Annotated in this window: 21 protein-coding genes; 17 read left to right on the top strand and 4 right to left on the bottom strand. The window is 71.2% G+C overall.

The window, feature by feature from the left end:
• The first annotated feature begins 40 nt into the window (after nucleotides 1-40).
• From ACTWPW_RS24075 to ACTWPW_RS24030, 10 genes are all read left to right on the top strand, one after another.
• On the top strand, nucleotides 41-1,690 hold the full coding sequence (locus ACTWPW_RS24075; protein WP_443169962.1) for a hypothetical protein: 1,650 nt from the start codon (nucleotides 41-43) through the stop codon (nucleotides 1,688-1,690).
• Nucleotides 1,691-1,701: 11 nt separating this feature from the next.
• Nucleotides 1,702-2,844, top strand: a complete 1,143-nt coding sequence (locus ACTWPW_RS24070; protein ID WP_443169961.1) for a GNAT family N-acetyltransferase — start codon at nucleotides 1,702-1,704, stop codon at nucleotides 2,842-2,844.
• 84 nt (nucleotides 2,845-2,928) lie between these two features.
• The gene (gene ruvC, locus ACTWPW_RS24065) at nucleotides 2,929-3,459 is read left to right on the top strand and encodes a crossover junction endodeoxyribonuclease RuvC (RefSeq protein ID WP_375110221.1); all 531 of its coding nucleotides are present in this window, start codon (nucleotides 2,929-2,931) and stop codon (nucleotides 3,457-3,459) included.
• A 526-nt stretch (nucleotides 3,460-3,985) separates the two neighbouring features.
• A complete protein-coding gene (gene ruvA, locus ACTWPW_RS24060) occupies nucleotides 3,986-4,606 on the top strand; it encodes a Holliday junction branch migration protein RuvA (RefSeq protein WP_375110128.1) in 621 nt (206 codons plus the stop codon).
• 175 nt (nucleotides 4,607-4,781) lie between these two features.
• A complete protein-coding gene (gene ruvB / locus ACTWPW_RS24055; RefSeq protein ID WP_375110129.1) occupies nucleotides 4,782-5,813 on the top strand; it encodes a Holliday junction branch migration DNA helicase RuvB in 1,032 nt (343 codons plus the stop codon).
• A gap of 217 nt (nucleotides 5,814-6,030) precedes the next feature.
• Complete coding sequence (yajC, locus tag ACTWPW_RS24050; RefSeq protein ID WP_375110130.1) at nucleotides 6,031-6,417, top strand: preprotein translocase subunit YajC; 387 nt, start codon at nucleotides 6,031-6,033, stop codon at nucleotides 6,415-6,417.
• Nucleotides 6,418-6,509: 92 nt separating this feature from the next.
• Complete coding sequence (secD, locus tag ACTWPW_RS24045) at nucleotides 6,510-8,285, top strand: protein translocase subunit SecD (protein ID WP_375110131.1); 1,776 nt, start codon at nucleotides 6,510-6,512, stop codon at nucleotides 8,283-8,285.
• 1 nt (nucleotide 8,286) lies between these two features.
• Nucleotides 8,287-9,279, top strand: a complete 993-nt coding sequence (gene secF, locus ACTWPW_RS24040) for a protein translocase subunit SecF (RefSeq protein WP_364116540.1) — start codon at nucleotides 8,287-8,289, stop codon at nucleotides 9,277-9,279.
• Nucleotides 9,280-9,456: 177 nt separating this feature from the next.
• Entirely contained in the window at nucleotides 9,457-9,975 is a 519-nt protein-coding gene (locus ACTWPW_RS24035) for an adenine phosphoribosyltransferase (RefSeq protein ID WP_364116542.1), read from the top strand.
• 188 nt (nucleotides 9,976-10,163) lie between these two features.
• Nucleotides 10,164-12,356 (top strand): RelA/SpoT family protein, encoded by a 2,193-nt coding sequence (locus tag ACTWPW_RS24030; protein WP_364116543.1) that lies wholly within the window; start codon nucleotides 10,164-10,166, stop codon nucleotides 12,354-12,356.
• Between the two features lie 85 nt (nucleotides 12,357-12,441).
• On the opposite strand, the gene ACTWPW_RS24025 is transcribed toward ACTWPW_RS24030, so the two are convergent.
• From ACTWPW_RS24025 to ACTWPW_RS24015, 3 genes are all read right to left on the bottom strand, one after another.
• Nucleotides 12,442-13,491: a cupin domain-containing protein gene (locus tag ACTWPW_RS24025; RefSeq protein ID WP_443169960.1), complete on the bottom strand. Its 1,050-nt coding sequence runs from the start codon at nucleotides 13,489-13,491 to the stop codon at nucleotides 12,442-12,444.
• A 194-nt stretch (nucleotides 13,492-13,685) separates the two neighbouring features.
• Entirely contained in the window at nucleotides 13,686-14,915 is a 1,230-nt protein-coding gene (locus ACTWPW_RS24020) for a DUF349 domain-containing protein (RefSeq protein WP_375110132.1), read from the bottom strand.
• Nucleotides 14,916-14,977: 62 nt separating this feature from the next.
• Nucleotides 14,978-15,859, bottom strand: coding sequence for a peptidylprolyl isomerase (locus ACTWPW_RS24015; protein WP_443169959.1), 882 nt, complete (start codon nucleotides 15,857-15,859; stop codon nucleotides 14,978-14,980).
• Between the two features lie 138 nt (nucleotides 15,860-15,997).
• Between ACTWPW_RS24015 and ACTWPW_RS24010 the strand changes: the two genes are divergently transcribed.
• From ACTWPW_RS24010 to aspS, 3 genes are all read left to right on the top strand, one after another.
• Nucleotides 15,998-16,678, top strand: coding sequence for an MBL fold metallo-hydrolase (locus ACTWPW_RS24010; RefSeq protein WP_364116551.1), 681 nt, complete (start codon nucleotides 15,998-16,000; stop codon nucleotides 16,676-16,678).
• Nucleotides 16,678-17,934 carry a histidine--tRNA ligase gene (gene hisS / locus ACTWPW_RS24005; RefSeq protein ID WP_375110134.1) on the top strand — a complete coding sequence of 419 codons (1,257 nt, stop codon included), beginning with the start codon at nucleotides 16,678-16,680 and terminating at the stop codon, nucleotides 17,932-17,934. Before ACTWPW_RS24010 ends, hisS begins: the two co-directional genes overlap by 1 nt.
• 67 nt (nucleotides 17,935-18,001) lie before the next feature.
• Nucleotides 18,002-19,738 (top strand): aspartate--tRNA ligase, encoded by a 1,737-nt coding sequence (gene aspS, locus ACTWPW_RS24000; protein WP_443169958.1) that lies wholly within the window; start codon nucleotides 18,002-18,004, stop codon nucleotides 19,736-19,738.
• A gap of 62 nt (nucleotides 19,739-19,800) precedes the next feature.
• Here aspS and ACTWPW_RS23995 read toward each other — a convergent pair whose 3' ends face one another.
• Nucleotides 19,801-20,718, bottom strand: coding sequence for a peptidylprolyl isomerase (locus ACTWPW_RS23995; RefSeq protein ID WP_443169957.1), 918 nt, complete (start codon nucleotides 20,716-20,718; stop codon nucleotides 19,801-19,803).
• Between the two features lie 168 nt (nucleotides 20,719-20,886).
• On the opposite strand from ACTWPW_RS23995, the gene ACTWPW_RS23990 reads away from it, so the two are divergent.
• The 4 genes from ACTWPW_RS23990 (at nucleotide 20,887) to ACTWPW_RS23975 (ending at nucleotide 24,461) form a co-directional block, all read left to right on the top strand.
• Nucleotides 20,887-21,366, top strand: a complete 480-nt coding sequence (locus ACTWPW_RS23990; protein ID WP_364116558.1) for a DUF2231 domain-containing protein — start codon at nucleotides 20,887-20,889, stop codon at nucleotides 21,364-21,366.
• Nucleotides 21,367-21,414: 48 nt separating this feature from the next.
• Nucleotides 21,415-22,716 (top strand): replication-associated recombination protein A, encoded by a 1,302-nt coding sequence (locus tag ACTWPW_RS23985; protein ID WP_364116560.1) that lies wholly within the window; start codon nucleotides 21,415-21,417, stop codon nucleotides 22,714-22,716.
• A 51-nt stretch (nucleotides 22,717-22,767) separates the two neighbouring features.
• A complete protein-coding gene (locus ACTWPW_RS23980) occupies nucleotides 22,768-23,517 on the top strand; it encodes a cyclase family protein (protein WP_375110137.1) in 750 nt (249 codons plus the stop codon).
• Nucleotides 23,518-23,597: 80 nt separating this feature from the next.
• Nucleotides 23,598-24,461: an oxygenase MpaB family protein gene (locus tag ACTWPW_RS23975; protein WP_375110138.1), complete on the top strand. Its 864-nt coding sequence runs from the start codon at nucleotides 23,598-23,600 to the stop codon at nucleotides 24,459-24,461.
• Nucleotides 24,462-24,491: the final 30 nt, after the last annotated feature.

Raw genomic sequence — 24,491 nt, 5'->3', positions numbered from 1 at the left:
CGCGTGCGCGAGGGGCCGGGGCAGCGTAGGGTCTGGCGACGTGACTTCCCCCACCCCTCCTCCGGCCTACTCACCCGCGCTCGGCTGGCTGCTCGCCGTACCGGCGCTGCTCGGCACCCTCATCTCCCTGGTGCTGCCGACCGTCCAGACGATCTGGCTCAGCCTCCAGAGCGGCGGCGTCATGCGTGAGAGTTCCTACGTGGGGATGTCCAACTACACCGAGTTGCTGGGTGAGGGCGACTTCTGGCGGGCTCTGGGCTTCACGCTCTCGCTGACCGTGATCCCGCTGCTGGTGGCCGTGGTGGTGGGGCCGCTGCTGGCCCTGGCGCTCGACCGGGCGGGCACGTGGCCCAGGCGCGCCGGGCGGGTCGTGCTCTCGCTGGCCGTCGTCACCTTCTCGCCCGTCGCGGTCGCGGGGGCCTGGATGCAGGGGCTGAGACAGGACGCGTCCGGCCTGGTCGCCCTGGCCGAGGGGCTGCGCGAGCCCGCGACGGCGCCTGGAACGCTCCGGCTCGTCGTCGCCGCCGCCACGTTCGGGGTCGTGTGCGCGCTGGCCGTGATCACGTTCCTGCCCGCCCTGCGCGGGGGCACCGCCGGTCCCGCGACGTTCGCCGTCGGGGCGCTCGTCGCGCTCGCCACGGTCGCCGTCGGGCTCCAGGCGTTCTCCATCGGCCTGGTGCTCACCAGGGGAGGCCCTCAGCGCTCCACAGAGACGCTCGCGGGCCTGCAGTACCACTACGCCTTCCGGCTGGCCGAGTTCGGTCCTGGTGCGGCCGTCGCGGCCCTCACGGGGGTGATCCTCGGCGTGCTGGGCATCGTCGCCACGGTCATCGCGGTCGCCACCCGCCTCCGCCTCTCCGTCACCCCGCGCACCGCCACGCCCACCGGCCCCTTGGGTCCCCCGGCCGCGCACGACGGGTCGGGGCCGCCGCACCGCGGTACCCCCGGGGTGGCGGGGGTGGCCGTCGGGGTCGTGGCGCTGGTCGTCGTCGTGGCCGTCGCGCTCCTGTGCGCCTGGCCCTGGGCCGACGGCGTGCTGGCCTCCCCGGACACCCCGGCCGGCGACCTGCGCGCGCAGGTCAACACCTGGGTCCCCGCCCTGGCGGGGGCCCTGGTCTCGGTCGGCGTGGCCTACCTGGCGGCACTCGGCATCGGCGGCCTGCGCCCGCTCGGGCGGGGCAGCGAGTGGCTGCTCCTGGCCTTCGCCCCCTGGCTGTTCGTCGGCCCCGGCCCCCTCGGCGTCGCCAACTGGCAGAACATCCGCAACCTGGGCCTCATCGACTCCCTGCCCGCCCTGATCCCGCCCCTCCTCGTGAGCGTGCCCGCCCTGTTCGTGCTCACGCTGCTGTGCAAGGGGCTGGCCGAGCGCACCGACCGGGACTTCTTCGGCGGCGTGTTCCTGCCGTCGCTCCCCATGGCGGGCGTCCTCACCGGCGCCGTCACCCTCGTTAACGCGCACGACCTGCTCTGGCCGATGCTGGTGGTCCAGAACCCCGCCCTGTTCACCGCCCCCGTCGCCCAGGTGAACCAGCTCAGCGGCTTCAACACCTCCGTCCCCGACATCGGCGCCGCCACCCCGCTGCTCGTCGTCGCCGTCGCGCTGGCCGCCCTCGTGGCCGCCCAGCTGCTCTACCTCGACAGGCTCGCCATCGCGACAAATGACTCGCGGGTCCGCACGCGCGCTGCGTAGGTTTGCTGCCTGTGGACATACGTGACCTGACTCCCGAAGACCTCGACGACGTCCTCGACCTGCGCAAGCGCTCGTTCGGCCCGATCCCCGCGGCCGACCGGGACAGGTGGCGCCAGGCGGTGCTCCCCGTGCTGGGTGAGGGCCGTTACCTGGGGGTGTTCGACGGCACCCGGCTGGCGGCGGCGGCCCGGGTGCGCCGGTTCACGCAGTGGTGGCACGGCACGCCGCAGCCGATGGCCGGGATCGCGGGGGTCACCGTCAACCCGGAGGACCGCGGGCGCGGCGTCGGCACCACCCTCATGCGGGCCGTCATCGGCCGCGCGGCGGAGCTGGGCGACGCGGTCTCGGCGCTCTATCCGGCCACCACGCCCATCTACCGCAGGGTCGGCTACGAGCACGCCGGAGCCCGGCACACCGTCCGGCTGCCCGCCGAGTCGCTGCGCAGGATCCGGCCGTCCGGGCAGGTCAAGCTGCGCAGGATGGGGCCGGGCGACGCCGCGGAGCTCGTCTCGGTGCTGCACCGCGTACACACCGCCGCCCGGTCGAGCGGGCCCGTCTCCTGGGACGAGGCCACCTGGAACCTGTGGCTCGGCAACGAGGACGACTTCCTCTACCTCGCCGACGACGGCTACGTCATCTACCGGTGGAAGGGCGACGACATGCAGGTCGAGAATCTCGTCGCCACCTCCCCGGAGACCCTGCGGGCGCTGTGGTCGCTGGTCGGCAGCGCGTCCTCGATCGCCCGCGAGGTCGTCGCCTCCGTGGCGCCGGACGACCCGGTGCTGTGGTTGCTCGGCGAGCGCTCGGAGGAGCAGGTCAAGCAGGCGCGGTGGATGTTCAGGGTGCTGGACGTGGCGGCGGCGGTGGAGCGGCGCGGCTATCCGGCGAACGTGGCCTGCGACGCCGTCGTCACCGTGGACGACCCGGTCAGGGGCGGGGGCACGTGGCGCCTGGAGATCTCGGGCGGATCGGGCACCGCCACGCCGGCCGCCGAGGGCGGCGTCACGCTCTCGGTGAACGGCTTCTCCGCCCTGTACGCCGGGATCCCGCCGTACACGCTGCGGCTCGCGGGTCTCATGTCCGGAGATGACCGGTACGACCAGGCGCTCGAGGCGGCCTTCGCGGCGAAGCCGTACATGCTCGACTACTTCTAGCGGCCGTTTCCCGATGCACGGCCACCTCAACCGGGGTAAAGTCTCGTGCCGAACAGATGTTCGGCCGGGCGGGAGGGCATGCCGGTGCGCGTGATGGGCGTCGACCCGGGGCTGACCCGGTGCGGCCTGGGTGCTGTCGAGGGGCGCCCGGGCGCGCCGCTGACGCTGGTTTCCGTCGGGGTGGTGCGCACGGGCTCCGACGAGGAGCTCGGCGCCCGGCTCGTCGGCATCGAGGCCGGCATCGAGCAGTGGCTCGACGACGTGCGCCCCGACGCGGTCGCGGTGGAGCGCGTCTTCAGCCAGCACAACGTGCGCACCGTGATGGGCACCGCCCAGGCGGCGGGCATCGCGGTGCTGTGCGCGGCCAGGCGCGGGCTGCCGGTGGCCCTGCACACGCCCTCCGAGGTCAAGGCCGCCATCACGGGCAGCGGCACGGCCGACAAGAAGCAGATCGGCGCCATGGTCACCCGCCTGTTGCGGCTCACGGAGATGCCCAAGCCCGCCGACGCCGCCGACGCGCTGGCCCTGGCCATCTGCCACATCTGGCGCGGCGGCGCCCAGCACCGCCTGGCCGAGGCCCTGGCCCGAGCCACCCGCCCGAGCCCCAGGCGATGACCCCTGACCACCCCACGCGGCTCCCCGCCGCGCAGGGCACCACCGAACCTGACGCCGCCGCCCGGCCCTCCACCCCACGCCATGCCGCCTGCCGGGACGCCTCCTCGCGGGGCGCTGTCGGCCGGGACACCGCCTGCCCATGCTCCGCTCAACGGCATGCCCTCGGAGGGGAGTCCGCCTCGCGGTGCTCCGCCGGCCGGGATGCCGTCTCGCGGCACGCCACGGACCGGCAGCCGCCTCGTGGCCCGTCGCCGGATGCGGGGACGCGGAACGCCACCGGAGGCGGTTCGACGGTTGGGCCGAGCCTGCGGAGGCGGCGCGCCCGCAACGCGTCGTGGCCCCCAGCGGCCCGGAGACGGCAGAGGTGGAGCGCCGCGAAGACAGCATGGGCACGGCATTGGCACAGCATGGGCAGAGCGGAAAGCGGGCTCCGAGCGCCCGGATGTGCGCTATGACAGGAGCCGGTGATGAGAACCGGTGAGGTGAGCCGCGCAACGGCGGGGCCAGGGACGGCAGGAGGACGGGCGTGATCGCGTCAGTGGCGGGCAAGGTGACGGCGATAGCGCCCGACGGGGCGGTGATCGAGGTCGGCGGCGTCGGCATCCTCACCCACTGCACCCCCGGCACCCTGGCGACACTGCGCATGGGCGAGGCAGCGCGCCTGTCCACGTCGCTGGTGGTGCGCGAGGAATCACTCACCCTGTACGGCTTCGCCACCGACGATGAGCGTGCCGTGTTCGAGCTGCTCCAGACGGCCAGCGGCGTGGGCCCCAAGCTGGCGCTGGCGATGCTCGCCGTGCACACCCCCAACGCGCTGCGCGTGGCCGTGGCCAGTGCCGACCTCAAGGCGCTCACGCAGGTGCCGGGGATCGGGCAGAAGGGGGCACAGCGGATCGTGCTGGAGCTCAAGGACCGGCTCGGCACGCCCGAGGAGGCCGTCAACGCCGCCCTCAACGGCGAGCGCCGGGTGGCGGTGTGGCGGGAGCAGGTCCACTCGGGCCTGGTCGGGCTGGGCTACTCCAGCAAGGACGCCGACGAGGCCATCGCCGTGGTGGAGCCGGACGCCGACGCCGAAGTCGCCGCCGGCCGTCAGCCCCAGGTCGCCGCCCTCCTGAAGGCCGCACTCCGCTCCCTGAGCGTCCGATGACCAACGCCTCCCGCCCTCCAAGAGCGCGGACGTCGAGAGGAACGCCGGTGATCGCGGCGCTGGGGGCGCCCGCCGGGACGGCGTCGGAAAAAGGCCGGGGGAACGTCGGTGATGCGTGATAGGCAAGTCGGAAGAGCCGACACCCAGGTGCCGGGCGGGGAGAGGAGGTGCCGGCGTGGGCTTTGAGAGGGAGATCCTGTCACCCGACGCCGGGGGCGACGAGCTGCAGATCGAGGCCGCGCTCCGGCCCAAGCGCCTCGGCGAGTTCATCGGCCAGGGGCGCGTGCGCGAGCAGCTGTCCCTGGTCCTCGAGAGCGCCCTGCGCCGGCAACGCCCGCCCGACCACGTGCTCATGAGCGGCTCCCCGGGCCTCGGCAAGACCACCCTGGCCATGATCATCGCGGCCGAGCTGAACGCGCCGCTCCGGATCACCTCGGGCCCCGCCCTGGAGCGCGCGGGCGACCTCGCGGCCATCCTGTCCACGCTGGCCGAGGGCGAGGTGCTGTTCATCGACGAGATCCACCGGATGGCCAGGCCCGCCGAGGAGATGCTCTACCTCGCCATGGAGGACTTCCGGGTCGACATCGTCGTCGGCAAGGGCCCGGGCGCCACCGCCATCCCGCTCGACATCGCCCCGTTCACGCTGGTCGGCGCCACCACCCGCGCCGGGCTGCTGCCCGCGCCGCTGCGCGACCGGTTCGGCTTCACCGCCCACATGGACTTCTACGAGGTCGGCGAGCTGGAGCAGGTGCTCTACCGCTCGGCCAGGCTGCTGGGCGTCACGCTGCCGGGGGAGGCCGCCCACGAGATCGCCCGGCGTTCCCGGGGCACGCCGCGCATCGCGAACCGCCTGCTCAGGCGCGTGCGCGACTTCGCCGACGTGCGGGCCGACGGCATGATCGACCGCGACATCGCCTCGGCCGCGCTCAATCTCTACGAGGTCGACGCCGAAGGGCTCGACCGGCTCGACCGGGCGGTGCTCGGGGCGCTGCTGAGGAAGTTCGGCGGCGGGCCGGTCGGCCTGTCCACGCTGGCGGTGGCCGTGGGGGAGGAGCCGGAGACGGTCGAGGTGGTGGCCGAGCCGTTCCTCGTACGCCAGGGGCTGCTGGCCAGGACCCCGCGCGGCCGGGTCGCCACCGCGGCCGCCTGGACCCACCTCGGCATGACGCCGCCACCCGACGCGTTCGGAGCGTCACTTTTCGACTGATCACAGAACGGTTGCAACCATTTCAAAATGGGAACTTCCCCGCGCGCCGAAACGCTGCCTCGTTGCCGCGTTTCGCAACAAGCGCCTACACTCCGTGGCTTGGCTGGCTGTGTAGGCTGACGGGCTGAGCGGCGCGGCCCGAAGCAACGCACGGAATTTCCGGCGCGAGGCCGGTGTCAACTTCTTGTACGACAATGGAAGGTCGCCCCTTATGGACATGGGACAACTCGGAAGCATCCTGCCGCTGATCCTTCTGGTGGTGGTGTTCTACTTCCTGCTGATCCGCCCTCAGCGCAAGCGCCAGCAAGAGGCGATCCAGATGCAGAACTCCCTGACCCCGGGCGCGCGGGTCATGACCACGACCGGCCTGTTCGGCACCGTCGTCGCGGTGGACAACGAGGACGTCGTCCTCGAGGTCGCGCCGGGGATCGAGACCCGCTGGGTGAAGGCCGCCATCGGCCGCGTCGTCACGCCGGGCGACGCCCCGGCGAGCGATGACGAGCCGGTCGCTCACGAGGCCGAGCTCGGCGAGGAGGGCAAGACGGAGTCCGAGGCCACCGTGGAGCGCAACGGCGACCAGGGCTCCAGTAGCAAGAAGTCCTGACTAAGCTCTGCGACAAACCCCTAATCTGAAAGAACTGACGACCAGTGGCCCGATCGACCAGCCGCCACAGCCGCCCGGGGCGTACGCTCCTGGTGCTTCTGGCGCTCATCCTCGCCCTGGGCGGGACGATGCTCCTGCAGAGGGCGTTCACGCCCAAGCTGGGGCTCGACCTCGCCGGCGGCACGACGGTGACTCTGTCTCCCGTGACCCAGAACAACGCGGCGCCCCCCGAGGAGATCCTCGACCGGGCGGTCAACATCATCCGCGATCGGGTCAACGGCACCGGAATCTCCGACGCGGAGGTCGCCAAGTCCGGCGACAACATCATCATCTCCATCCCGGGCGTCGGACAGAGCGAGGCCATCAAGCTGGTCGCCACCACCGCGGAGCTGCGCTTCCGCCAGGTGCTCGCCATGGCGGCCACGCAGATACCTCAGGACCTGGCCACCAACGCGCCGACGCCGTCCGCCAGCCCCACCGGCTCCGCCAACCCCTCGGCCAAGCCGACGACCTCGCAGTCGGCCGGCACACCACAGCCGAGCGCCTCCCCGACGGGCAAGGCGCTTTCGTCCGCGCTGACCGCCCCGACGCCCGCGCCGTCCGCGCAGGCGTCCACGCAGGCGTCCGCTGAGCCGTCCGCGCAGCCGTCCGACGGCCGGCAGAACGGGCAGAAGCAGGACTCCAAGAAGGGCCAGGAGGCCAAGACGTCGCCGTCGGGCAGCCCGACGGCCCAGGCCAGCACGCCGCCCCTGCAGGACCCCAACGCCGGCATCGACACCTCGGGCATCGACCCGGCGGTGCTGGCCCAGTTCAACAAGCTCGACTGCGCCGACCCGGCCAACCGCGGCCAGGGCGTCCAGGACGACCCGAACAAGCAGTACGCGGGCTGCGAGACCGACGGCAGCTTCAAGTACGTCCTCGACGTCGCCAAGGTGGTCGGCACCGACATCGACACGGCCTCGGCCGGCGTGCGCCAGGGCACCACCGAGTGGATCGTCCAGCTCGACTTCAAGAGCAAGGGCGCGGGCGAGTGGAGCAAGCTCACCACCACCGCCTACAACTCGCCCGAGCCGCGCAACAAGGTCGCGGTCGTGCTCGACGGCGTCGTCATCACCGCGCCCAACATCATCAGCCCGATCCCCGGCGGCCGGGCCGAGATCACCGGCGGGTTCGACCAGGCCAGCGCCACCAACCTGGCCGACCAGCTCAAGTACGGCGCGCTGCCGCTGAAGTTCAACCGCAGCTCGATCGACACGGTGTCGTCGACGCTGGGCCAGGACCAGCTGGAGGGCGGCCTGGTCGCGGGCCTCATCGGCCTGGCGCTCGTGGTCCTCTACTGCCTGCTCTACTACCGGGGCCTGGGCATCGTGGCGGTGCTGAGCCTCGTGGTGGCCACGGTCATCACGTACACGTCGGTGGTCGTGCTCGGCCACAACGCCAACTTCCGGCTCTCGCTGCCGCACATCATCGGCTTGGTGGTCTCGATCGGCATCACCGCCGACTCCTTCATCGTGTACTTCGAACGCATACGTGATGAGATGAAGGAAGGGCGGCGGACGCTCCGCGCGGCCGTCGAGGTGGCCTGGGTCCGTGCGCGACGCACGATCCTGATCGCCGACGCCGTCATGTTCATCGCCGCGATCGTGCTCTACTTCCTGGCGGTGGGCGGTGTGGCCGGGTTCGCGTTCGCGATGGGCCTGACCACGCTGATCGACATCGTGGTGGTGTTCCTGTTCACCAAGCCGTTCATCGCCCTGCTGGCGAAGATGAAGTTCTTCGCCAAGGGGCACCCGCTGTCGGGTCTCGACGCCGAGCGCATGAGCGAGGCGACGGCCCCCGGCCGCACGACCACTCCGCAGGAGGCCTGAGATGGGACTGGGGCGTCGCCTCTATCGCGGCGAGATCGACGTCGACTTCGTCGGCAAGTGGAGGCTCTGGTACAGCCTGTCCGGCCTGCTGCTCGTCGTCTCGCTGGCCGGCCTGCTGATCAACGGGCTCAACCTGGGTGTCGAGTTCAGGGGCGGATCGGTCTTCTCGTTCAAGGCGCCGAGCGCCAGCATCGAGCAGGTCCGGGAGACCTTCCAGGAAGAGGGCGTGCACCAGCCGATCGTGCAGACCGCCGGCGACCGCTGGCGGGTCACGACCGAGACGCTCTCGGAAGGCACCATGAACGAGGTGCAGTCCGCCATCTCCAAGGACTACAGCGTCCCGACGAACCAGGTGGACATCCAGTCGATCGGCGCGTCCTGGGGCGGTGAGGTCTCCCAGAAGGCCTGGATCGGCCTGGGCGTGTTCATGCTGGCGATCATCCTGTACCTGTCGATGGCGTTCGAGCCGAAGATGGCGCTGGCCGCCATCGTCGCGCTCATCCACGACCTCGTCATCACGGCCGGCATCTACGCCTGGTCGGGCTTCGAGGTCACGCCCGCGACGCTGCTGGGCTTCCTGACCATCCTCGGTTATTCGCTCTACGACGCGGTCGTGGTGTTCGACATGATCAAGGAGGTCACGGCCAAGCTCGGCCACACGTCGAAGCAGACCTACTCGATGGCGGCCAACAATGCGCTCAACCACACGCTGATCCGGTCGCTGAACACCTCGCTGGTCGCCATCCTGCCGGTGGCGGCGATCCTGTTCATCGGCACCACGCTGCTCGGCGCCGGCACGCTGAAGGACCTGTCGCTGGCGCTGTTCGTCGGCATGATCGTCGGCACGTACTCGTCGCTGTGCGTCGCCACGCCGCTGCTGGTGACGCTGAAGGAGCGCGAGCCGAAATACCAGGCCATCGCCAGGAGGCTGGCCTCCACGGGAGGCGGCAAGGGATCGAAGGGTTCCAAAAGCGCGGCCGTAGCCAAGGGATAGCCGCCCGCGGGCTCCGTACGACGCCCTCGCCCCTCACCGGGGCGGGGGCGTCGTCCGTGTCCGCCCCGGCGATGTGCGGCGCCCAGCGGGCGTCTGAGAGCCTCCCGTACGGAGCGGGCGCGCGATGCACCATCATGGAGCCCGGCAGAGGGCCGGTGGAGAGATGCGAGGAAAGCCATGACCGAGCTGAGCACGACGATCCTGGACCGGATCAGGGACGTGCCCGACTATCCCAAGCCGGGAGTCATGTTCAAGGACATCACCCCGCTCCTGGCCGACCCGGTCGCGATGGCGGCCGTGGTGGACGCGCTGGCCGACCTCCACCAGGTGGACAAGATCGTGGGGATCGAGGCGCGCGGGTTCATCCTCGCCGCGCCGGTGGCCTACCGGGCGGCCGCCGGGTTCGTGCCCGTGCGCAAGAAGGGGAAACTGCCCGCCGCGACCCTGGAAGAGTCCTACGATCTGGAGTACGGCTCCGCCACCATCGAGGTCCACCGTGACGCCTTCGCGCCCGGCGACCGGGTTCTGATCGTCGACGACGTGCTGGCCACGGGAGGCACCGCGAGGGCCACCGTTGACCTGGTGGAGAGGGCCGGAGCCGAGGTCGTCGGCATCGCCGTGCTGATGGAACTGGCTTTCCTCAACGGGCGTGAGCGACTGCGGGGTGTGGAGCTGCACTCCCTCGTGATCGTCTGAGTCCGGCCCACGGCAGGCCAGGTTTGCCACCTGGATACACTGGGGGGATCTGGACTCGAACGTGAGGAGCCACTGCGTGAGGAGTCTGTGTGCCCCGTGATGTGGTCGCGCCCGACGTGACCGACTCTGGCAACGCCGAGGCGCCCGGCGTTCCAGCGGTGCGTCGAAGGCGGTTTGGGGGTGGGGCCATGAATCCGGTGCTGGAGCCGTTGTTCCGGACGGTGCGCGCCACCCATCCCAAGGCCGACCTGCGGGTGATCGAGCGTGCCTACGACGTCGCCGCCTATCACCACCGTGACCAGAAGCGGAAGTCCGGCGACCCGTACATCACCCATCCGCTGGCCGTGGCGACGATCCTGGCCGAGCTGGGCACCGACGACGAGACCCTCTGCGCGGCCCTGCTGCACGACACGGTGGAGGACACCGCCTACAGCCTCGACGAGCTGCGCGGCGACTTCGGCGACACGATCGGGTCACTGGTCGACGGCGTCACCAAGCTGGACAAGGTCAAGTTCGGCGACGCCGCGCAGGCCGAGACGGTCCGCAAGATGGTCGTCGCCATGTCGCGCGACATCCGCGTGCTGATCATCAAGCTGGCCGACCGCCTGCACAACATGCGCACCATGCGCTACCTGCCGGAGCACAAGCGCCACCAGAAGTCGCGCGAGACGCTGGAGATCTTCGCCCCGCTGGCCCACCGCCTGGGCATGAACACGATCAAGTGGGAGCTGGAAGACCTCGCCTTCGCCATGCTCTACCCCAAGCGCTACGACGAGATCGCGCGCATGGTGTCGGAGCGGGCGCCGCGCCGCGACCTGTTCCTGCAGGAGGTCATCGAGAAGGTCTCCGGCGACCTGCGCGAGGCGAAGATCCGCGCGGTGGTCAAGGGCCGGCCGAAGCACTACTACTCGGTCTACCAGAAGATGATCGCCAGGGACGTCGCGTTCGACGACATCTACGACCTCGTGGGCATCCGCGTGCTGGTCGACAGCGTGCGCGACTGCTATGCCGCGCTCGGCACCATCCACGCCCGGTGGAACCCGGTGCCCGGGCGGTTCAAAGACTACATAGCGATGCCCAAGTTCAACATGTACCAGTCGCTGCACACCACGGTGATCGGTCCCGAGGGCAAGCCGGTGGAGCTGCAGATCCGCACCCACGCGATGCACCACAGGGCCGAATACGGCGTGGCCGCGCACTGGAAGTACAAAGAGGAGGTCGGCGCCCCCGGCCCCACGGGCAAGGTCAAGCCGGGCAGCGACATGGCCTGGCTGCGCCAGCTCCTCGACTGGCAGAAGGAGACCTCCGACCCGGGCGAGTTCCTGGAGTCGCTGCGGTTCGACCTGTCGGTCTCCGAGGTCTACGTGTTCACCCCGAAGGGCCAGGTCATCGCCCTGCCCGAGGGGGCCACGCCGGTCGACTTCGCCTACGCGGTGCACACCGAGGTGGGCCACCGCTGCATCGGCGCGCGGGTCAACGGGCGGCTGGTGCCGCTGGAGTCGCGGCTCGGCAACGGCGACACGGTCGAGATCTTCACCTCCAAGTCGCCGGACGCCGGGCCGTCGCGCGACTGGCTGAAGTTCGTCAAGTCGGGCCGTGCCCGCAACAAGATCCGTCAGTGGTTCTCCAAGGAGCGCCGCGAGACCGCGATCGAGGCGGGCAAGGAGGCCATCGGGCGGGCCATGCGCAAGCAGGGCCTGCCGCTGCAGCGGCTGATGTCCGGCGAGGCGCTGCTGGCGCTGGCCCGCGACCTGCGCTACCCCGACGTCTCCGCGCTCTACGCGGCCGTGGGCGAGGGGCACATCGCGGCCCAGTCCGTGGTGCAGAAGCTGGTGGCCTCGATCGGCGGGGTCGACAGCGCCGAGGAGGACATCGCCGAGACCTCGCTGCCCACCCGGCTGCGCGGCCGTCCCCGTGGGGGTGGCGGCGCGGGCGTGGTCGTGGCGGGCGACGCCGACGTGTGGGTACGCCTGTCGAAGTGCTGCACCCCGGTGCCCGGCGACGAGATCGTCGGTTTCGTCACCCGGGGCCACGGCGTCTCGGTGCACCGGGCCGACTGCACCAACGTGCAGCAGCTCAAGGCGCAGCCGGACCGCCTGGTGGAGGTGAGCTGGTCGCCGAGCGACGACAGCGTGTTCCTGGTGGCCATCCAGGTCGAGGCGCTCGACCGGCCGCGCCTGCTGTCCGACGTCACCCGCACGCTGTCCGACCAGCACGTCAACATCCTCAGCGCCTCGGTCACGACCTCGCGTGACCGGGTGGCGATCAGCAAGTTCACCTTCGAGATGGGCGATCCCAAGCACCTGGGCCACGTGCTGAAGGCCGTGCGCAGCATCCAGGGCGTCTTCGACGTCTACCGCGTGAGCGGCGCCGGCGGCTGAGGCCCCCCCGACCTGCGCTCTCCGAGCCGACGCACTTCGGGCCTGGCAGGCGGGCGCGGGCCCGCCCTGCGATCAGCAGGCGGGTCTAGCCGGACAGGCTGGGCAGGTTGACCACGATGGCCTCCTGGGTGCTGCGCGCGATCACCACGACGGCCTCGCGCGACGGGTCCGGGTTCTCCTCCCGGTGCGGCACGTACGGCGGCACGAACACGTAGTCGCCGGGCCCCGCGTCGATGCGGGTCTCCTCGCCCTCCTCCAGGAAGACGAACGACGGCGTGCCGCTGACCACGTAGATCGCCGTCTCCGAGGCCCCGTGGTGGTGGTCCGACGAGCGGGTGGCGGGGGCGACGTGGGTCTGGCCCATCCACAGGCGCGCCGACCCGGTCGTGGCGCCGCTGACGGCGGCCAGCCGCCGCATGCCCGAGCTCTGCGCCGTGTCGCCCGAGAGCTCTCCTGAGGCGACGTGACGCAGGATCTGGTGGAAGGGATCCCCCTCGCTCCGGTAACCCTCCCAGAGGCGCCCTCCGGCCCGTTCCAGCACCTCCGTGGCCACCGCGGCCAGCCGGGCGGGGTCGTCGTGGGCGGTCAGCAGCTCATCGGCCAGGGCAGGATCGTGCGCGCGCAGCTCGCGCAGCAGCCACTTGCCGCTGCCCTGCCACCTGCGTCCCAGGCCCAGCGCCGTCCTGGCGGCGGCCTGCACGACCTCCCAGCCGATGAACGCCTGCTCACCCGGATCCGACGCGCCCGCCAGGTCGTCCAGCAGGTCGGACAGCACGTATCTCGCCCGGTCGGCCTGGCCGGGCGTCTGCCCGCCGGGACCGGCCGACACGCGCTCGCCCAGCGCGCTCTGCAGGTCGCTGGCCCGGCCGCCCGTGCGGTCGGCCAGCACCGCGCCCTCGGAGCAGATGCGCGCGAGGATCGGCAGCCGCTGCTCGAAGCCGCGCTCGATGTAGGCGGCCAGGCTGGTCTCGCTGTGCGCGAACAGCTCGACCGGCCACCCGTGCCAGCGCAGCGTCTCGCGATAGGGGCGGTCGAGACCGTCGAGCACCACCACGATGTCGAGGTCGGAGGTGTCGGTGCGGCGTTCGGTGAGCACGCTGCCGCCGACGAAGGCGTACAGGGCGCCGGGGAACATCTACTCGACGAGGGCACGCGCGGCGGCGACGGGGTCCATGCCGGACAGCCTAGATCAGGCGCCGTCGCTCGCCGCCCGATTCGGCGACGGCTCCCGGAAGGTGGCGACCGCTCCCGGATGGCCCGGCATGGGGCCGGCCGGGCGGAGTCGCCCCGACGGTCCGGCGTGGGGCCTGGCGGCGGCCCCGCGCCGGACTAGCTGAACTCGGTCAGCGTGCGCTCGGCCTCCGCCAGCCACGAACGGCGGGCGGTCAGGGCCTCCTCGGCCTCCTTGACGTCCTTGGCGCGCCCGGCGGCCTGCGCCTTGGACAGCCGCTTCTCCAGCTGCTCGATCGAGGTGCGCAGCTGCTCGACCGTGCTCTGGGCACGGGCCCTGGCCTCGGGGTTGGAGCGCTTCCACTCCGCGTCCTCGGCCTTGCGCACGGCCTCGTCGACCTTGCGCAGCCCGCCCTCCAGCCGGTCGCGCTGCTCGCGCGGCACGGGGCCGGCGGCCTCCCACCGCTCCAGGATGTGCCGCAGGGCCGCCCTGGCCGTGCGTACGTCGGTGACCGGCAGGATCTTCTCGGCCTCGGCGAGCAGCACCTCCTTGACCTCCGCGTTGGCGGCCAGCGAGGCGTCACGCTCGGCGAAGACCGCCGAACGGGCCTGGAAGAACTGGTCCTGGGCGCCCTTGAAGCGGGCCCACAGCTCGTCCTCGGCCTCGCGCGAGGCGCGCCCCGCGCTCTTCCACTGCTGCATCAGCTCGCGGTAGATCGCCGCGGTCGCGCCCCAGTCGGTCGAGTCGGCGATCGCCTCGGCCTCGGCGACGATGCGCTCCTTGGCCGCCCGCACGCCCTCGCGCTGCTCGTCGAGCCCCGCGAAGTACTGCTTGCGCCGCTTGGCGAACGCCGTGCGCGCGGCCGACAGCCGCTTCCACAGCGCCGCCTCGGTGACCCGGTCGATGCGGTCGGCGGCCTTCCACTCCTCGACCAGCTGGCGCAGCCGCTCGCCACCCGACTTCCAGTGGGTCGTCTCGTCCGCGATGCGCTCGGCCTCGCCGACGATGCGCTCCTTGACCGTCCTGGCCTCGGCCCTGGCGTGCTCGCGAGCGGCCTTGACCTCCTCGCGGCGCTGGGCGACGAGCTCGGTCAGGCCGTCGAGCCGGGCCGTCAGCGCGGCCAGGTCCCCGATGGCGTGGGCGTCGGCGACGGCCTCGCGCAGCTTGGCGATGTTCGCCTCCGCCTGGGCCGGAGCCAGGTCGGTGCCCCTGACGCGCTGCTCCAGCAGCTGCACCTGACCGGCCAGCTCGTCGTACTTGCGATGGAAGTAGGCCAGTGCCTCTTCGGGTTCACCGGCCTGCCAGGAGCCGACGGCCCGCTCTCCCTCAGCCGTACGCACGTAGACGGTGCCGTCGTCGTCTACCCGGCCCCACGGGTCGGTGCTCACCGTGTCCTCCCGCACTATCCATCAGACCCTTCGGGACTACTTCGTCCCTAGTTTGTATTACGTCAGCTCTTGCCGGCGATTGTCACGTCTTTGATTTCGACGGTTTGCTTTGGTGCTCCAGTCCCATCTCCCATGTCGGTGATGACGCCTGCTTTGTTCACCTTGTCCAGGATGTCGAGCCCCTTGGTGATCGTACCCACCGGCGTGTAATCCGGGGTGAGCCCGATGTCCCCGTAAACGAGGAAGAACTGGCTGCCCGTGCTACCCGGAGCCTGGGTCTTGGCCATGGCCATCACGCCGCGCTTGTACTGGGCGCCCTGGAGGTTCTCCTCGGCCATCACGTAGCCGGGGCCGCCCGAGCCGTCCTGGCTCTTGCCGTCGGCCTTGGCGGCCGGGTCGCCGCACTGCAGCATCGGGAACTTGTCGCTGCCGAGCCGGTGGCACTTGCTGCCGTCGTAGTACTTCTTGCCCGCCAGGAACTCCAGCGAGTTCGTCGTGCAGGGCGCCTTGGCGTTGTTCAGCTCGACCACGATGTCGCCCAGGTTCGTCTTGAACGTCATCGTCTTCGTGGCGGGCTTGGTCTTCACCTTCGTCGGCGGCATGCCGACGTCCTTGACCTGACCCCCGGAGGCGTCCTTGACGTAGTCGCAGGTGCCCGTCGCCGCGTTGTACGGCTTCGGCCCCGCCGGAGCCGACGCCGACGCCGATGCCGACGCGGTGTCGGCGGGCGTCGCCGAGGGCGAGGCCGCCGCCTCCGTTCCCGGGTCGTTGCCCCCCAGCAGCGCGACCGCGGCCACGATGCCTCCGACCACGATCACCACGCCCACGGTGGAGCCGATGATCGCCGTGCGCTTGGCCTTCTGCTCGCGCTCGATGCGGCGCTGCATCTGCCGCTCGTAGTGCTCGCGCGCCAGCTGCTTCTGCCGGTCCTTCCCCGTGGCCACCGCTTTGCCTCCCATAGTCAATCAACTGAGGTGGGCGAATCGTATCGGCCAACGGGTAATGATTCGCAGCCCGGCGACCCGCACCGGTACCCTTCGGTTACATTCCCATTGGCTTTTCGACGAGATCACCTGAGGCAGATGCTCATCGCCGGCTTCCCCGCAGGGGCCTTCCAGACCAATTGTTACGTCGTCGCGCCTGCCGCCGGCGAGGAGTGCGTGATCGTCGATCCAGGTCAGGACGCGACCGAGGGAGTCGACGAGCTGCTGCGCGAGCACCGGCTCAAGCCCGTCGCGGTCCTGCTCACCCACGGCCACCTCGACCACGTCTGGTCGGTGGCCCCGGTCTGCGGCGCGCGTGACGTCCCCGCGTGGATCCACCCGGACGACCGTCACCTGCTGAGCGATCCGGCCGCCGGCTGGTCCGACACGAGCGCCTCGCTGTTCGGCGGGATCACCCTGAGCGAGCCCGACGACGTGCGCGAGCTGTCCGACGGCGCCGTGCTGAAGCTCGCCGGCCTCGAGCTCGTGGTCGACCACACTCCCGGCCATACCAGGGGGTCGGTGAGCTTCCGGCTGCCCGGTGACGAGATCATGTTCTCGGGCGACCTGCTGTTCGCCGGCTCCATCGGCCGCTCCGACCTTCCCGGTGGCGACTACACGACCATCCTGCGCAGCCTGGCTACCAAGTGTCTGCCGCTGCCTGACGATACGGTCGTCCTGCCGGGCCACGGACCACAGACGACGATCGGCCGCGAGCGCGCGACGAATCCATACCTGAAGGAAGCAGCGCCGCACGCCGGTCCCACACGAGGGATCTAATGACTTTCCAAGCACCCAAAGGCGTCAAGGAATACGTTCCACCGCAGGCTTCTACGTTCTACGCGATCCGCGGGGCGTTCGCGGAGACGGCGAGGCGTGCGGGCTACGCCTACCTGGAGACCGCGGTCTTCGAGGACACGCAGCTGTTCGCGCGCGGGGTCGGTGAGTCCACCGACGTCGTGAGCAAGGAGATGTACACCTTCACCGACCGCGGCGGCAGGTCGCTGACGCTGCGCCCGGAGTTCACCGCGGGCGTGCTGCGCGCGGTCCTGGAATATGGCCTGCACCGCGGCCAGCTCCCGGTCAAGGTCTGGACCGACGGGCCGGTGTTCCGTGCCGAGGCGCCCCAGGAGGGCCGCTACCGCCAGTTCTACCAGCTCGACCTGGAGGCGATCGGCAGCGAGGACCCGGCGGTGGACGCCGAGACCGTGGCGCTGGCCTGGCAGTGGTACACCTCGCTCGGTCTCACCCAGGTGCGGCTGCTGCTCAACTCGCTGGGCTGCTCGGAGTGCCGTCCGGTCTACCGGGCCCGGCTGCAGGAGTTCCTGCGCAAGCTCGATCTCGACGAGGCCACCAGGGCGCGCATCGAGATCAATCCGTTGCGGGTGCTCGACGACCGGCGTCCCGAGGTCCGCGCGCAGCTCGAGGAGGCGCCCCTCATCGGCGACCACCTCTGCGCCGACTGCCAGGCCTACCACGACCGGGTCAAGCAGCTCCTGGCCGACCTGGACATCCCGTGGGAGGACGCGCCCCGGCTGGTGCGCGGGCTCGACTACTACACCCGCACCACGTTCGAGTTCGACCACCCGCTGCTCGGCGCGCAGTCGGGCATCGGCGGCGGCGGCCGCTACGACGGGCTCTCCGAGGCCATCGGCGGGCCGCGCCTGCCCGGCATCGGCTTCGGCCTCGGCCTCGACCGCACCGTCATCGCCCTGGAGCGGGAAGGCGTCGCTCTCGACGTCCCGGCCCGTTGCGAGGTGTACGGTGTGGCGCTGGGCGACGAGGCGGCGCGCGCGATGTTCAGGCTTCTGAGCGAGTTGCGCGCGGCCGGTGTCGCCGCCGACATGGCCTTCGGCGGCAAGGGGCTCAAGGGCGCGATGAAGGGGGCCGACCGTTCCGGCGCCCGCTTCGCGCTGATCCTCGGCGAGCGTGACCTCGCGGCCGCGGCCGTGCAGGTGAAGGACCTGGTCACCGCCGAGCAGACCGAGGTGCCGCTGGTCCAGGTCGTCAAAGTCTTGAAGGGAAAGATGCAGTGATCCGCAGGTCAGCGCGTGCCGGATCGCCGCCGCCCTTCTCCTCCTATCCGCATGAAGGGAAAGTGCAGTGATCCGCACGCATACCGCCGGGTCGCTCCGCGAGGAGCACGCCGGGCAGCAGGTGACGCTCGCAGGATGGGTGGCGCGCCGCCGTGACCACGGCGGCGTCGTCTTCATCGACCTGCGTGACGCCTCCGGCTCGGCGCAGGTGGTCTTCCGCGAGGAGGACCACGCCCACGACCTGCGCGCCGAATACTGCGTGCAGGTCGTCGGCCAGGTCAGGGTGCGCCCCGAGGGCAACGAGAACCCCGACCTGCCCACCGGCGCGATCGAAGTGGTGGCCGAGCGGGTCGAGGTGCTGAGCGAGTCCGCGCCGCTGCCGTTCCCGATCGAGGGCAACGTGGGGGTGTCGGAGGAGGCGCGGCTCAAATACCGCTACCTCGACATCCGCCGCCAGCAGGTGGCCAGCGCGATGCGCACCCGCTCCAAGGCCACCTACCTGGCCAACGAGGTGATGCACGAGCTCGGCTTCGTCTACGTCGAGACGCCCACGCTGACCCGCTCCACGCCCGAGGGCGCGCGCGACTTCCTGGTGCCGGTGCGCCTGCAGCCCGCCAACTGGTACGCGCTGCCGCAGTCGCCGCAGCTGTTCAAGCAGCTCCTGCAGGTGGCCGGGCTCGAGCGCTACTACCAGCTGGCCAAGTGCTACCGCGACGAGGACCTGCGGGCCGACCGGCAGCCGGAGTTCACGCAGATCGACGTCGAGATGTCCTTCGTGGACCAGGAGGACGTCATCGAGGTCGGCGAGAAGCTGATCAGCCGGCTGTGGAAGGAGATCGTCGGCTACGAGCTGGCGACGCCGCTGCCGCGCATGACGTACGCCGACGCCATGTCCCGCTTCGGCTCCGACAAGCCGGACCTGCGCTTCGGCCAGGAGCTGGTCGAGATGACCGGCTACTTCGCCAACACCTCCTTCCGCGTCTTCCAGGCCGACTACGTGGGCGCGGTCGTCATGCCCGGCGGGGCCTCGCAGACCCGCAAGGAGCTCGACGGCTGGCAGGAGTGGGCCCGCTCGCGCGGCGCCAAGGGTCTGGCCTACGTGCTCGTCCAGGAGGACGGCACGCTCGGCGGCCCGGTCGCCAAGAACCTGTCGGAGGAGGAGCTGTCCGGGCTGGCCGCCAAGGTCGGGGCCGAGCCGGGCGACGCGATCTTCTTCGCCGCCGGGGCCAGGAGCTCCTCCCGCGACCTGCTGGGCGCGGCCCGGCTGGAGATCGGCCGGCGCTGCGACCTGATCGACGAGTCGCAGTGGTCGTTCCTGTGGGTCGTCGACGCGCCCATGTTCGAGGAGGACGGTGAGGGCGGCTGGACGGCCGTGCACCACCCGTTCACCGGGCCGAAGCCGGAGTGGGCCGACAACTTCCAGGACTACCCGGGCGAGGCGCTCGCCTACGCGTACGACATGGTCTGCAACGGCATGGAGATCGGCGGCGGCTCCATCCGTATCCACCGGGCCGAGATGCAGCAGCGCGTGTTCGACGTGCTGGGCATCTCCAAGGAGGAGGCGGAGAGCAAGTTCGGCTTCCTGCTGGAGGCGTTCAAGTACGGCCCGCCCCCGCACGGCGGCATCGCCTACGGCTGGGACCGGATCTGCATGCTGCTGTCCGGCGGCGACTCGATCCGTGACGTGATCGCGTTCCCGAAGACGGCCTCCGGCTTCGACCCGCTCACGGGCGCGCCCACGCCGATCACGGCCGAGCAGCGCAAGGAGGCGGGCGTCGACGCCAAGCCCAAGGTCGAGGCGTAGACACCAGGCCACAGACGAAAGCGGCTGGCACCGTCCGGTGCCCGCCGCTTCGCGTTGGTCCCCTACTTGAGGGTGACCTTCTTGATGATGATCGGGTTCTTCGGCGCGGTGGAGCCGCCGTCGCCGGTGATGTCGTCGGGGTTGACGATCACGCCGTCCTTGGCGACCTTCTCGATGATCTCCAGGCCGGACTTGACCATGCCCAGGACCGAGTACTGCGGCTCCAGCTGGGAGTTCTCGTCCGAGAGCGAGATGGCGAACTGGCTGCTGTTCTGCCCAGCCGCGTCCAGCGGCTGCGTCAGGAAGACCACGCCCCTGGTGTAGGGGATGGCGCCCACGGCCTCGTCCCGGAAGACGTACCCGGCGTTGCCCTGGCCGTCCGTGGGGTTCTTGCCGTCGGCCTTGGCCTGCGGGTCGCCGCACTGCAGCAGGAACAGGCCGGAGGTCTCGGGCAGGGCCAGGCGGTGGCACTTGTTGCCCTCGTAGAAGCCCTTCTTCGCCAGGAAGGCCATCGAGTTGACCGAGCACGGGGTGGCGTTGGGGTCCACCTCGATGACGATGTCGCCGTGGTTGGTGCTGACGGTCATCGTTGACAGCTTCATGTTGGGCTTCTTGCCCGGCAGGCCCACGTACTTGTGCGGGACCGAGTCGTCACGCTTGTACGTGCACGAGACGTCCGTCGCCTTCTTCGGCGGCGTGGTGGTCGGCAGCTCCGTGGGCGCCGAGGCGGAGGCGGACGCCGAGGCGGAGGCGGACGGCGTGCTCTGGGCCGAGGCCGTACCGGCGCCGTCGTTGCCGACCAGAGTGGTCGCGGCGAAGATGCCGCCGGCGACCACGACGACGGCCACAGCCGCGCCGATGAAGGTGTTCCGCCTCGCCTTGGCGCTCTGCTCGGCCGCGCGCTTCGCCTGCCGTTCCTTGTGCTCCCGCGCCAGCTCTGCCTGGCGGTCCTCTTCGTTCTGGCGGTCGTCGCCGCTCACCGCTATGTCCTCTCGTCTTTGCCAAGGTATGACCAAACAACTCCGCGCATGCTACCGGCCCTCGATATGTGACGGACGTAAGTGGCGAAAGCCGCATGTGCGACGGCTGAGGTCGCGAACCATATGGTGCTGGCATTCGTAGTTGAAATGAGAACTAAGGAGCCCGCCATGTTCGACGAGATCATGGGCTTGCCGGCCCATCCCCTGATCATCCACTTCGCCGTGGTGCTGACCCCGCTGCTCGTCGCCGTCGCCGTCGCGTACGCGCTGCTCCCGCGCCTGCGTACCTACGTGGCATGGGCGGTGGTGCTGCTCTCGCTCGCCGCGCCCGTGGCGGTCTTCGCGGCCAGGCAGAGCGGCGAGAACCTCAAGGCCGCCCGGTTCGGCACGGCGGAGGGCGAGATCGCGGCCCGCATCTCCACCCACCAGAGCTTCGCCACCCCGCTGCTGCTGTCGGTGCTCGGGCTCGGCGTGGCCGCCCTGCTGCTCGTGTACGCCACCCGCCCCTCCCGCGACTCCGTCGGCCGCGACCGGTTCGGCCGGCCCGTCTCGATGATCCTCTCGGCGCTCACCGTGGTGCTGGCGGCCGTGGCCGGCTATTTCGTCTTCCGGGCCGGGGACTCGGGCGCGCGGGCCGTGTGGTCGTGAGCCCCGGACGTGGGCCGGCGAGGGCGGCTCAGCGTGTAATCTCTCGTTGTGGACAGCCTGTTCGACTCGGCGGCTGAGGAGGCCACCCCGCAGCCTCTCGCGGTGCGCATGCGCCCGCGCTCGCTCGACGAGGTGATCGGCCAGCGGCACCTCCTCGGCCCGGGCACCCCGCTGCGGCGCCTGGTCGAGAGCGAGGCTCCCATGTCGCTCTTCCTGTGGGGGCCGCCGGGCACCGGCAAGACCACGCTGGCCTACGTGGTCTCCAACGTCACCAAGCGCCGCTTCGTCGAGGTCTCCGCCGTGTCGGCCGGGGTCAAGGACGTGCGGGCGGCCATCGACACCGCCCGCCGCGAGCTGGGCATGACGGGCCGCCAGACGGTGCTGTTCGTGGACGAGGTGCACCGCTTCAACAAGGCCCAGCAGGACGCCCTGCTGCCCGCCGTGGAGAACCGCTGGGTCACCTTCATCGGCGCCACCACGGAAAACCCGTTCTTCTCGGTCATCTCGCCGCTGCTGTCGCGCTCGCTGCTGCTCACGCTGGAGTCGCTGTCCGACGACGACGTGCGCACGGTGCTGGAGCGGGCCGTGTCCGACCCGCGCGGCCTGGGCGGGCGCAACACGCTCGCCCCGCAGGCCCTGGAGCATCTCGTACGCCTGGCGGGCGGCGACGCGCGCAGGTCGCTGACCTACCTGGAGGCGGCGGCGCTGCTGGCCGACGACATCACGGTGGAGGTGGTGGAGAAGGCCGTCGACAAGGCCGCCGTGCGCTATGACCGGCAGGGCGACCAGCACTACGACGTGATCAGCGCGTTCATCAAGTCGATGCGCGGATCCGACGCCGACGCCGCGCTCCACTACCTGGCCCGCATGATCGAGGCCGGCGAGGACCCGCGCTTCATCGCCCGCCGCATCGTCATCTTCGCCTCCGAGGACGTGGGCATGGCCGATCCGACGTGCCTGCAGACCGCGGTGGCCGCCGCGCAGGCGGTGCAGCTCATCGGGCTGCCGGAGGGGCAGATCAACCTGGCCCACGCGGTCATCCACTGCGCCATGGCGCCCAAGTCCAACGCCGTCGTCAAGGCCATCGGGGCGGCCGTCGGCGACGTGCGGAAGGGGCTGATCGGGCAGGTGCCCGGTCACCTGCGCGACGCCCACTACCCCGGGGCGGCCAAGCTCGGCCACGGCGACGGCTACAAATACCCGCACGACTTCGACCACGGGCTGGTGCGCCAGGACTACGCGCCGGAGCAGGTGCGCGAGCGGCGCTACTACGAGCCCACGCGGCACGGGGCGGAGGCGCCGGTGGCCGAGCGGTGGGCGAAGATCCGCGACTTCCTGCGCGGATCCTGACCGGTCCCCACAGCCGGAGCTCGTTGATCGTCGCGATAGGTTGATCGTGACATGACCGACTACCGGGCCTCCTTCGACGCCGCCATCGCCTTCGGCAACGGCGGCGATCTGACCGTGCACGGGTTCCGCGTGGACCTGCCCGGCCCCGACACCCCGGAAGCGGAGATCGCGGCGCTGTTCGTGGCCTCGCTGGGCCTGCTCATGACCGACACCGTCGAGCTGGCCAACGTGCGGATCTTCCCGGAGGCGCACAAGGGCACCAGGGGCGGGCCGTCCGACCGCGGCCGCGAGGCGGCCGGCGCCGCCCGGGAGCGGGGCAGGCTGGTGGAGCTCAACCACCTCCCGCGCGAGGGAGGCACCTACTTCGAGGCGCCCCGCGGCGACCTCGGCGCCGTCCCGCTGGCGCGGTCCGTCGACGTGCCCGCCGTGGTCGTACGCGTGGCGGGCGCCGAGCGGCGGCCCGTCGGGGTCGGCTCGCTGGCCCCCTTCGACGTACGCGACCACGCCGTCCTGCTGCACACCGGCGTGCGCGAGGGCCACTGCCTGGCCCCCGAGGCCGCCGCCTGGCTGGTGGAGCGCGGCGCCGCGCTGGTCGGCACCGACGCCGACCTGCTCGACGACGGCGCGCATGAGGCGCGTCCCGCGCGGGAGGCGCTGCTCGGCGCGGGCGTCCCCGTGGTCGAGAGGCTGACCGGCCTGGAGGGGCTGCCCCCGACCGGCGCCCTGTTCACGGCCGCGCCCCCGCGCCTCCTGGGCGTCGGACGCGTCCCGGTGCGCGCCTACGCCCGCGTGCCCGACTGAGCCGCGGGGCCCAGCAGAACGTTCGCCGCCGGACCGTGCAAAGTTGTACTAAGCACGCGATCTCGGGGAATCACCTTCGTGTGAAGGCGACTGTTACCCCCGGCGGCGGCCTTTTCGGGCCCCGGTCGATCACCTGGCGAGTGCACACCGAGACGCCCGGCTGGCCGGCCGTCGTACGCGCCTTCCAGCTGCAGGCCCTGCACCCCCGCACCATCCGCGGCATCGCCCAGAACTGCCTCCTCGACGACCCGGAGGTGGCCCGCGCCCGGCTGCGGCGCCAGCTCGACTTCGTCGCCGTACGCACCTTCGGCACCCGCGAGCAGGCCGAGCACGCCGGGGAGCGGGCCCGCCGCGTGCACGCCCGCCTCATCGGTCTCGACACCGACACGGGCACCCTGTTCCGCCTGGACGAGGAGGAGAACCTGCGCTGGGCCCACTGCGTGGAGGTGTCCTCGCACCTGGAGGTGGCCGGGCGCTCCGGCGTGCCGCTCACCCCGGCGGAGCGGGACGCGTACGTGGCCGAGCAGCGGCGCAGCGCCCGTCTCGTCGGCCTCGGCGACGTCCCCTGCGACACGGCCGAGCTCGACGACTACCTCACCGGCATGCGCCCGTACCTGGCCGCCACCGTCGAGGCCCGCGACGCGCTGCGCCGCAGCGTGAGCCCCCAGCTGTCGCTGCGGCTGGCCTTCCTCGCGCCGCCGCTCGCGCTCGGCTCGCTGCCCGCCGCCGGCGCGCTGGCCTTCGCGACCCTGCCCGGGTGGGCCAGGCAGATGTACGGCTGCCGCGGCTACCGGGCGGCCGGATACGCCGCCGACGCGGCGCTCAGGGCGCTGCGCGCCGGGGCCATGGCGCTGCCGGAACGGCTGGTGTCACCCGAGATCAGAGCGGCGCGCGGCCTGATGCGGGCGGCCACGGAAGCGCCGGGGGCCGACGTGGCTGCCTGATCGAGGGAGGTTTCCGCACTAACGTTGTCA

Source organism: Nonomuraea sp. KM90 (assembly GCF_052246675.1).
In the GTDB taxonomy this organism is placed as follows: domain Bacteria; phylum Actinomycetota; class Actinomycetes; order Streptosporangiales; family Streptosporangiaceae; genus Nonomuraea.
Note: the sequence above shows the minus strand (reverse complement) of the source record. Positions and strands in the feature narration are given on the sequence as shown.

What these genes read in the sequence shown, in the direction of transcription:
- ACTWPW_RS24025 (WP_443169960.1), bottom strand. Translation starts at nt 13,491, where the DNA reads ATGTTCCCCGGCGCCCTGTACGCCTTCGTCGGCGGCAGCGTGCTCACC.
- ACTWPW_RS24010 (WP_364116551.1), top strand. Translation starts at nt 15,998, where the DNA reads ATGCTCATCGCCGGCTTCCCCGCAGGGGCCTTCCAGACCAATTGTTAC.
- hisS (WP_375110134.1), top strand. Translation starts at nt 16,678, where the DNA reads ATGACTTTCCAAGCACCCAAAGGCGTCAAGGAATACGTTCCACCGCAG.
- yajC (WP_375110130.1), top strand. Translation starts at nt 6,031, where the DNA reads ATGGGACAACTCGGAAGCATCCTGCCGCTGATCCTTCTGGTGGTGGTG.
- ACTWPW_RS24030 (WP_364116543.1), top strand. Translation starts at nt 10,164, where the DNA reads ATGAATCCGGTGCTGGAGCCGTTGTTCCGGACGGTGCGCGCCACCCAT.
- ACTWPW_RS23990 (WP_364116558.1), top strand. Translation starts at nt 20,887, where the DNA reads ATGTTCGACGAGATCATGGGCTTGCCGGCCCATCCCCTGATCATCCAC.
- ACTWPW_RS23980 (WP_375110137.1), top strand. Translation starts at nt 22,768, where the DNA reads ATGACCGACTACCGGGCCTCCTTCGACGCCGCCATCGCCTTCGGCAAC.
- secF (WP_364116540.1), top strand. Translation starts at nt 8,287, where the DNA reads ATGGGACTGGGGCGTCGCCTCTATCGCGGCGAGATCGACGTCGACTTC.
- ACTWPW_RS24035 (WP_364116542.1), top strand. Translation starts at nt 9,457, where the DNA reads ATGACCGAGCTGAGCACGACGATCCTGGACCGGATCAGGGACGTGCCC.